At 74.8% G+C, this 8,916-nt stretch carries 7 protein-coding genes; all 7 read left to right on the top strand.

What is annotated here, in order from left to right; translation table 11 throughout:
* Positions 1-200: 200 nt before the first annotated feature.
* From ACFVU7_RS23545 to ACFVU7_RS23575, 7 genes are read left to right on the top strand one after another with little or no spacing between them, the layout of a single operon-like run.
* Complete coding sequence (locus ACFVU7_RS23545; protein WP_388046933.1) at positions 201-1,025, top strand: alpha/beta fold hydrolase; 825 nt, start codon at positions 201-203, stop codon at positions 1,023-1,025.
* A 23-nt stretch (positions 1,026-1,048) separates the two neighbouring features.
* Entirely contained in the window at positions 1,049-2,044 is a 996-nt protein-coding gene (locus ACFVU7_RS23550; protein ID WP_074003374.1) for a 3-oxoacyl-ACP synthase III family protein, read from the top strand.
* A complete protein-coding gene (locus ACFVU7_RS23555) occupies positions 2,041-3,702 on the top strand; it encodes an AMP-binding protein (protein ID WP_388046936.1) in 1,662 nt (553 codons plus the stop codon). Before ACFVU7_RS23550 ends, ACFVU7_RS23555 begins: the two co-directional genes overlap by 4 nt.
* Positions 3,703-3,710: 8 nt before the next feature.
* Complete coding sequence (locus tag ACFVU7_RS23560) at positions 3,711-4,706, top strand: NAD-dependent epimerase/dehydratase family protein (RefSeq protein WP_388046938.1); 996 nt, start codon at positions 3,711-3,713, stop codon at positions 4,704-4,706.
* 33 nt (positions 4,707-4,739) lie between these two features.
* Positions 4,740-5,012, top strand: a complete 273-nt coding sequence (locus tag ACFVU7_RS23565) for an acyl carrier protein (protein ID WP_074003372.1) — start codon at positions 4,740-4,742, stop codon at positions 5,010-5,012.
* On the top strand, positions 5,009-6,232 hold the full coding sequence (locus ACFVU7_RS23570; RefSeq protein ID WP_074003371.1) for a beta-ketoacyl synthase: 1,224 nt from the start codon (positions 5,009-5,011) through the stop codon (positions 6,230-6,232). The genes ACFVU7_RS23565 and ACFVU7_RS23570 overlap by 4 nt, the downstream gene beginning before the upstream one ends.
* Positions 6,204-8,456, top strand: coding sequence for an MMPL family transporter (locus ACFVU7_RS23575; protein ID WP_388046940.1), 2,253 nt, complete (start codon positions 6,204-6,206; stop codon positions 8,454-8,456). The genes ACFVU7_RS23570 and ACFVU7_RS23575 overlap by 29 nt, the downstream gene beginning before the upstream one ends.
* The last annotated feature ends 460 nt before the right edge of the window (positions 8,457-8,916 follow it).

Here is an 8,916-nt window from a genome sequence, read left to right on the forward strand (position 1 = left end):
TTTAGTGTCCGGCAGTCGAGGGATAGCGGCGTGCGCCTGCCGGGTCTTCCGCCGGCGTCGGGCTACGTTCTGCGGCAGACCTTTCAGCGCCGGCCCGCCGGGCCGCCGACGGACCAGGGGAGACCCCCATGCTGCCCAGTCGACCTCGTCTGCCCGGCTTTCCGGGTACGGAGCACTGGCGGCGCGAGGAGGAATCCGGATTGCACTACATCGACCAGGGGTCCGGCGACGTCGTGCTCATGCTGCACGGGAACCCGACGTGGGGATATCTGTGGCGGCGCCTTGTCACCGCGCTGGCCGAGGACTTCCGTTGCGTCGTGCCGGACCAGCTGGGCATGGGCCTCTCCCGGCGGAGCGTCGGCGCCGCCCCTATTCCCTTCGTGGAACGGCTGGAGCACCTCGACGTGCTGGCGGCCCACCTGATCGAGCGGTGCGGGGCACCGTCGGAGGGTTGGACCCTGGCGGTGCACGACTGGGGAGGGCCGATCGGTCTGGCCTGGGCGAGGCGGCATCCCGGGCTGGTGACCCGGCTGGTCGTGCTGAACAGCGTGGGCTTCCGCTGGCCCGAGGGCTACCGGCTGCCGCGCTCGCTGGCCCTGCTGCGCGACATCGGGCCGCTCGGTGAGGCGGCGCACCTGCTGAACGCCTTCCCGCGGGCGGCGCTGCGGGCCGGGGTGGTCCGGCCGCTGCCCGCCGAGGTCCGTTCCGCCTACCTGTGGCCGTACCGCGGCGCGGGGCGGCGGCGGGCGGTACGGGACTTCCTGCGGCAGATCCCGCGCAGCGGCGAGGACCCCGCGTGGCCCCTGGTCGATCCCGGTGGGGACAGCGCCGACCTCGCCGGGCTGCCGGTGTTCATCGGCTGGGGCCTGCGCGACCCGGTGTTCACGCCGCTCGTCCTGGGGGAGTGGCGCCGCAGATTCCCGCACGCCGAGGTCCACGCCTTCGCCGACGCGGGCCACTTCGTCCTGGAGGACGTCGGCGAGGCCCTGGTCGGGCCGCTTCGGCGCTTCCTGTCCGCGCGGTGACGACCTATCACAGAGAGGTACCCATGCCCTCGCCCCACAGCAGGATCGGTCTCGTGCGGGTCCATGTCCCCGAGGCCCGCCAGAGCTCCCGCGAGATCGAGGAGGAGCTGTGCCGGCAGAGCCCCGGGGCCGCGCTGCCGACGGGGCTGCTGGAGCACATGTTCGGGCTGCGCGAGCGGTGCGTGGCGGCGCCGGGGGACCTGCCCTCGGACCTGGCGGCCCGGGCGGGTGCGGCCGTCCTGGAGGACGCCGGCCTCCCGCCCGAGGCGATCGACCTGCTCGTCTACACCGGGATCACCAAGGACCTCGACGAGCCGGCGACCGCGAACGTGGTGGCCGCCAAACTCGGTGTCACCGCACCGGTCTTCGACCTGATGAACGCCTGCAACGGCGTGCTCAGCGCGCTGGAGAGCGCCGATGCGCTGATCAGGCTCGGCTCCTACCGGCGGGTGCTGGTGGTCACCGGGGAGGCGCCCAGCCGGCTCACCCGCTGGCGCGTCCCGGACCGCGGCCGGCTCGCGTCGGCGATGGCCAGCCTCACGCTGGGCGACATGGGGGCGGCCGTGCTGGTGGAGGCGAGCGAACGGCCCGGCATCCTCGGCAGCCGGTTCTTCGCCAACCCCGCCGCGTGGCCGAGCGCGGTACTGCGCAGCCCGTACGCCACGGGCCGGATGCACGAGTTGGAGGTCGACGACGCCGCGTTGACGGCCTCCTTCGCGGGGCTGCGGGAACAGACCGTCAAGGCCGCGGGCGAGCTGATCGGTGCCGTGGCCGACTGCGCGCTGTTCTGTGTCCACCAGCCCTCGGCGGCCATGACCCGCATCCTCTGCTCGACCACCGGTATCCCCGAAGAGGCTGTGATCCCCACCTTCGCCCACCACGGCAACGTCGCCACCGCCACCATCCCGCTGCAGTTGGTCCTCGCGCAGGAGCAGGGCCGGCTGCGCGAGGGCGATCTGGTGGGGATCGTCGGCCTGGCCAGCGGCACCAGTGTCGGCGTCATGGCACTGCGGTGGTGACCGCGGACTCCGGGGCCGTCCGGGCGGACGGGGCCCGGCCGGAGACGCTCGCCGCCCGCCTGGCCGGCTGGGCCGACCTGCAACCGGACCGTACCGCGCTCGTCTGGCCCGCTCCGCGCGGGCGTTGGCACACCGTCGACTTCGCGACGCTGGAGGCCGCCTGCCGCGCGCGCACCCGGGAACTGCGCGAGGCGGGGGTCGGAGCCGGGCAGAAGGCCGTGGTGATGGCCCGTGACCCGTACGACCTGGTGACCACCGTGTACGGGCTGCTCGCCCTCGGTGCGGTACCGGTGCTGATCGACCCGGCACTGCCCCGGCCGGCCCTGCGGGCCTGCCTGGAGGAGACCCGGCCCGAGGTGTTCATCGGCGACCCGCTCGCCCACCTGGCCCGGCTGCTGTTCGGCTGGGCCCGTCGGCACGTCACCACCACGCTGGTCACGGGACGTACGCGGCGCGGCCCGCGGCCGGACCCGGCCCGGCCGGGTCCGCCGTGGCCGAGCCCGCCACCCGCGACCTCGCTCGCGCTGATCGCCTTCACCTCCGGCTCGACCGGTCCGCCCAAGGGCGTCGAGTACGAGCACCGGCAGCTGGCCGCTCAGGTCCGCTCCGTCGCCGGGCTGCTGGAACTGGGCCCCGGTGTGGTGCTGCTCGCCGGGTTCCTGCCCTTCGCCCTGTTCGGGCCCGCCACCGGCGCCACCACCGTCGTCCCGGCCGTCGACCACCTCAGGCCCGCGCGCACCCGTGGCGCGGACCTGGTCCGCGCCGTCGCCGACCACCGCACCTCGGTGGTGTGCGCCTCCCCCGCGGTGCTGCGGGCACTGACCGAGGGGTGCGAGGGCGGCCGCCAGCCGCTCGCCCCGGTACGGCGGATCTGCTCCTTCGGCGCCCCGCCGCCCGACCGGCTGGTGCGCGCGCTGCGCCGGGCGCTGCCGGAGGAGGCGACGCTGCTCAGCGCGTACGGCGCCACCGAGTGCCTGCCGGTCAGCGTGATCGACAGTGCCGAGCTGGCCGCAGCGCACGCCGATCCGCTGCACGCCCACCGCGGGGTCTGCCTGGGCCGCCCGGTGCCCGGCATGGCGGCCCACGTCCTGGCGCCGGCCGGCCGGTCGGCCTCCGACCGGCCGATGGCGCGAGGGAGGTACGGAGAGATCACGGTCGGCGGCCCGCAGGTCAGCCGGGCCTACCACGCCCGCCCGGAAGCGAACACCGCCGCCAAGGTCGGCACCGGTGAGGACCTGCTGCACCGCACCGGCGATCTCGGCTGGCTGGACGAGAGCGGCCGGCTGTGGTTCCTCGGGCGCTCCGCGCACCGGGTGCACGGCACCGGGTTCGTGCTCGACACCGCCGTGGTCGAGCGGATCACCGACGCGGTGCCCGGCATCGGCCGCACCGCGCTGATCGGCCTCGGGCCCGTCGGCCGTCAACGGCCGGTGCTCTGCGTCGAGTTGGCGCCATCGGCGGCCAACTCCGGGACGGCTGTCCGCCAGAGTCTTCGGCAGGCCCTGTCGGCGGTGCCGGGCGGGCACCGGATCGCCACCGTGCTGGTCCACCGCCGGCTGCCCACCGACCCGAGGCACAACTCGCGCGTCGACCGCGACCGCCTGGCCCGCTGGGCCCGCCGACAGCTGCGCCGACGAGGCCCGGGCGGCGTGCTGTGAGGCGGGCGATGAGGGTCCTGGTCACCGGGGGCAGTGGCTTCCTCGGTCTGGAGCTGTGCCGGCGCCTCGCCGGGCGCGGCGACATCGCGGTCTCGCTGCACCGCCGCTGGAGCCCTGAACTGGAGCGGCTCGGGGTCCGTCAGCACCTGGGCGACATCGCCGATCCGGGTGCGGTCCGGCGGGCCCTCGCCGGGTGCGAGGCGGTGATCCACAACGCGGCCCTGGCCGGAGTCCGGGGGCCCGAGCGGCCGTACCGCGCGGTCAACGTCGAGGGCACCCGCAACGTCCTGAGCGCCTGTCGCGCCCTCGGCGTCCCTCAGCTGGTCTATACCTCCACCGCGAGCGCGGTCTTCACCCCTGACGGCATCACAGCAGGGGACGAGTCGCTGCCCCGGCCCCGGCGCCATCTGGCCGCCTACCCCCGCACCAAGGCCGAGGCCGAGGCGGCCGTCCTCGCCGCCAACGGCCCGGACCTGGCCACCACCGTGCTGCGGCCCCACCTGATCTGGGGGCCCGGTGACCCCCACTTCCTGCCCGCCCTCCTGCGGGCGACCGAAACCGGACGGCTGCTGATGCCGGGCCGCGGCGGCAACCTCGTCGACACCTGCCACCTCGCCACCGCCGCCCACGCCCACCTGCTCGCGCTGGACCGGCTGCGACCGGGCCACCCGGCGGCCGGGCGGACCTACTTCGTCGCCCAGGGCGAACCACGGCCGCTGCGCGAGGTGGTGACCGGGCTGCTCGCCGCGGCCGGACGCCACACGAGCTGGCACCCGGTGCCCTACCCCGTGGCGCTGGCCGCCGCCGTCCTGGCCGACGCCACGACGGCGACGGTCCGCCGCCACACCGGCCACGGCCTGAGCCGGTTCCTGCTCCACCAGCTCACCCGGCCGCACTGGTTCGACCTCACGGCGGCCCGGCGCGACCTCGGCTTCGAACCGCCCACCACCTTCGACCAGGGCATCGCCGAACTGACCCGCCACCACCGCACCACCGGCAGCTGAGCCCGCCCCCTCGCCCTCCGGAAAGGAACCACCATGGACACGACGCTCTCCGTGGACGCCGTCTGCGACACCGCCCAGACCCTGCTCGTCGAACGGTTCGGCGTATCCGCGGACGCCATCAGCCCCGACGCCACGTTCGAGGAGATGGAGGTCGACTCGCTCGCGCTGGCCGAGTTCGCCTTCGTCCTCCAGGACGAGTTCGGCATCCTGATCAGCCAGGAGGACGCCGACCGGCAGAGCACGCTCACCGACATCGCCCGGATCGTCCAGGCCCGCCTCGGCGACGCGACCGAACCCGTCGCGTGAACCGCCCCGAGATCGCCGTCACCGGCCTGGGGCTCGTCACCCCGGCCGGGGTCGGCACCGAGGAGACCTGGCGGCGGGTCTGCGCCGGAACCCCCACCGCGTCACCGGACCCGGACCTCGACGCCGCCCCGGTGGCGTTCTCCTGCCGCATCCCCGCCACGGACCTGGACACGGCGGTCGGGCGCAAGAAGGCATGGCGGATCGGACGGTTCGGAAAGCTCGCGCTGCTCGCGGCCCGGGAGGCCGTCCGGAACGCGCGGCTGGACACCGGCGGGTGGGACGGTGCCCGGGTCGCCGTCGTCCTCGGGGTGGGCTTCGGCGGCGCGCCGCACTGGGAGGACCAGCTGCGCCGATTCCAACAGCGCGGGCCGGCCCACGTCTCGCCGACACTGGTCCCGATGGTCATCGGCAACATGGCCGTCGGCGAGGTGGCCCAGGAGTTCGGCGCGCGCGGCCCGACCCTCGCCTGCGCCACCGCCTGCGCCTCCGGCGCCACGGCGCTGGCCGTCTCCCACGACCTGCTGGTCGCCGGGTCCTGTGACATCGTCCTGGCCGGTGGCACCGAAGCCGCCCTCAGCCCGCTGGTGGCGACCGGATTCCACCGGATGGGCACCCTGTCGGCACGCGGACACGACGTACCGGGCGCCTCCCGGCCGTTCGCCGCCGACCGGGACGGCTTCGTCCTGGCCGAGGGCGCCGCCGTCCTCGTCCTGGAGCGCGCCGCGGACGCGAAGGCGCGCGGCGCCCGGGCGCGCGCCGTGCTCGCCGGACACGGCGCCAGCAACGACGCCCACCACCCGACCGCGCCGCCCCAGGGCGCCGCCGGCGCCGAGCAGGCGCTGCGCACCGCGCTGCGCACCGCGGACCTGGGCGCCGGCGACGTCGACCACGTCAACGCCCACGGCACCTCCACCCCGCTCAACGACGCCGCCGAAGCCGGCCTGATCTCCCGCGCCCTGCCGCACCGGCCCAGCGTCACCGCCCCCAAGGGCGTGCTCGGCCACAGCCTCGGCGCGGCCGGCGCGATCGAGGCGGCGCTCACCGTGCTGACCATCGAGCACGGGCTGGTACCGCCGATCGCCAACCTCACCCCCGACCTCGCCGAGTTCGACATCGACTGCGTCACCGGGACCGCTCGCCGACAACGCATCGACGCGGCGCTCAGCAACTCCTTCGGCTTCGGAGGCCACAATGTCGTCCTCGCCCTGCGCCGAAGCTGACCTCCGGGCGAGCGCGGCCCGGGGCGCCCTGGCACCGCCGGACGGCGCCGGGGCCCGGCTCGGCGCACTCGTCGCCCGCCACCGCTGGGCGGTGCTGTGGACCACCGCCCTGCTGCTGGCCGTCGCCGCGGCCGTCGGGGCGGGGCTGCCCGCGCGGCTGTCCCACGGCGGCTTCACCAACCCCGGGGCCGAATCCGGCCGGGCGCTCGAAGCCGTCGAACACCACTACAACGCGGGCGGCACCAGCACGGTCGTGATCTTCCGCAGCGAGACCCTCACCGTGCACGACCTGGAGTTCGGCGAAGCCGTGCGCACCGCGCTCGGCGACGTCCCCAGGACCGTGATGGCAGGCGCCCAGCACTACTGGAACACCGGCAAGCGGGAACTCCTCTCCGCCGACGGGCACGCGGCCTGCGTGGTCGTCGGCCTGGCCGGCACCGGCGACCAGGCCAAGGACGCCTCCTACGAGCGGCTGCGCCGGCTGCTGCACGTCGACGGGTTCACCGTCGCCTACGCCGGGGAGGTGCCGCTCCAGGTCGACCTGGACCGCACCGTCGACGACGACCTCACCCGCGCCGAACTCTACGTCTTCCCCCTGCTGTTCCTCCTGCTGCTGCTGTTCTTCGGCAGCCTCACCGCGGCCCTGCTGCCGCTGGCCGTGGCCGGCACGAGCCTCGCGATGTCCTTCGCGGTGCTGCGCCTCCTCTCCCCGCTGGTGCCGGTCAGCTACATCACCCGCAACGTCGTCGTCATGATCGCCCTCGGGCTGTCGGTCGACTACGCCCTGTTCGTCGTCGTCCGCTTCCGGCGCGAGCTGCGCCACCGGGGCGACCCGCACCGGGCCGTCGCCGCCACCATGGCCACCGCCGGGCACACCGTGCTCTACTCCGCGACGGCCATCTCGCTCGCCGTCCTGGGCCTGACCCTGCTTCCGTTCCCCATCACCCGCTCCCTCGGCATCGGCGCCGCCGTCACCGTCGCGCTGGCCGGCGCCGCCAGCCTCACCATGCTGCCCGCCGTGCTGGCCGTGCTCGGCCCGCGTGTCGAGGCCGGGTGCGTCCGGCTGCCGGGCTTCGGGCGGGCCGGTCTCGGCCGTGCCTGGGCCGAGGGCGAGGAGACGGGATTCTGGTACCGGCTGGGCCGGAGCGCCGTCACCCACCCCTGGGCCTGGCTCACCGCCGCCGTCGCGGTGATCGCCGTGCTGAGCGTCCCGGTCGTCGGGCTGCACCTCGCGGCGAGCGACCTGCGGACCCTGCCCGCCGGGGCGGCCAGCCGCAGAGCACAGGAACTGCTGCACGAGGACTTCCCGGCGGCCGGGCTCGACCAACTCCAGGTCGTCGCCCATCTGCGGGACGACATCGGCGGCGAACCGGGCAGGACCGCACTGGCCCGCTGGCAGCAGCGGCTCGCCGGGCTGCCGAACGCCCAGGACGTCCGACTTCGCGCCACCACCGCGCACAGCGCGCTGATGAGCGTCACCGCCCCCGCCGCCCCGGACGCCCCCGTCGCCGAGGAACTGATGCGCGCGGTGCGGGCGCTCGACCCGCCTGACGGCGGCCGCGTCCTGGTCGGCGGACCGGCCGCCGTCAACGTCGACGTCCTGGACACCCTGAAGGCCAGGCTCCCGGCGCTGGTCGGGTACCTGCTGGTGGTCACGTTCGGCCTGCTCTTCCTGGCCTTCCGGTCGCTGCTGGTCCCGCTCAAGGCCGTCGTCACCACGACGATGTCCCTCGGCATCGCCTTCGCGGCCGTCACCTGGACCGTCCAGGACGGCCACGGCGCCCGGCTGCTGGGCCTTCAACCCGCCGGGTACGTCGGAGCGTTGGAGTCCGCCATCATGCTGATGTTCGTCTTCGCGCTCTCCGTCGACTACGAGCTCTTCCTGATCGCGCAGATCCGCGAGCTCCACCGGGGCGGCATGGACAACGCGAGCGCCGTGGTGACCGGCCTCGGGCGTACCGGCGGGCTGATCTCGGCCGCCGCCGCTCTGATCGTGCTGGTCGCCGCCGCCTTCGCGACCAGCCCCGTCCTGACCGTGAAGGAGATCGCCATCGGTGTCGTGGTGGCCGTGGCCGTCGACGCCACCGTGGTGCGCATGCTGCTGGTCCCCGCCACCATGCGCCTGCTCGGCGAACTCAACTGGTGGACACCGCGCCTACGGCGACGGACGGCACCGAGCGGGCCTCGTCCGGAGCCGTTGCGGGACCTGGGGGCGGTCGAGTGAGCGCGTGAGCGACGTGGCCCGGCCCCGTCTGCGAGGCCGGTGCCGAACCGGTGGAGCGCCGCTGTCCAGACGGTGATGAGGCCGACGATGTCGGCGTCGCGGTGGTGGGCCGGTGGTTCCGTAGCCGAGGGAGAGTCCGCCGGAGTGCTGTCCGGCGCTGGAGGCGCGGCCGGGGCGTGCGGTCGTGCGGGGCCCGTCGTGACGGTGTGGAGGGGGTAGTTCCCCTCCCGAGGCCGGGTGTTCGTTCTCGCGTGGCAGGGCTGGTCGGCGTGATCGTCGGGGCTGGTCGGCCCGGTGGCGGGTGGGACGGGGCGCGGGCGGCGCTGGTCGTGTTCGGCCGCCCGGCTGGAGCCGCCCCGACGGAAAGGGAGATTCCCAATGATGTTGTCAAGCCAGGGCGGTGACGCCTCGTGACTGCCTTACTGCGCTGGGGCGGCGTTCTTGGGCGCAACTGCATCGA

The sequence above is a fragment of the Kitasatospora sp. NPDC058046 genome, from assembly GCF_042885595.1.
Taxonomy (GTDB): Bacteria; Actinomycetota; Actinomycetes; order Streptomycetales; family Streptomycetaceae; genus Kitasatospora.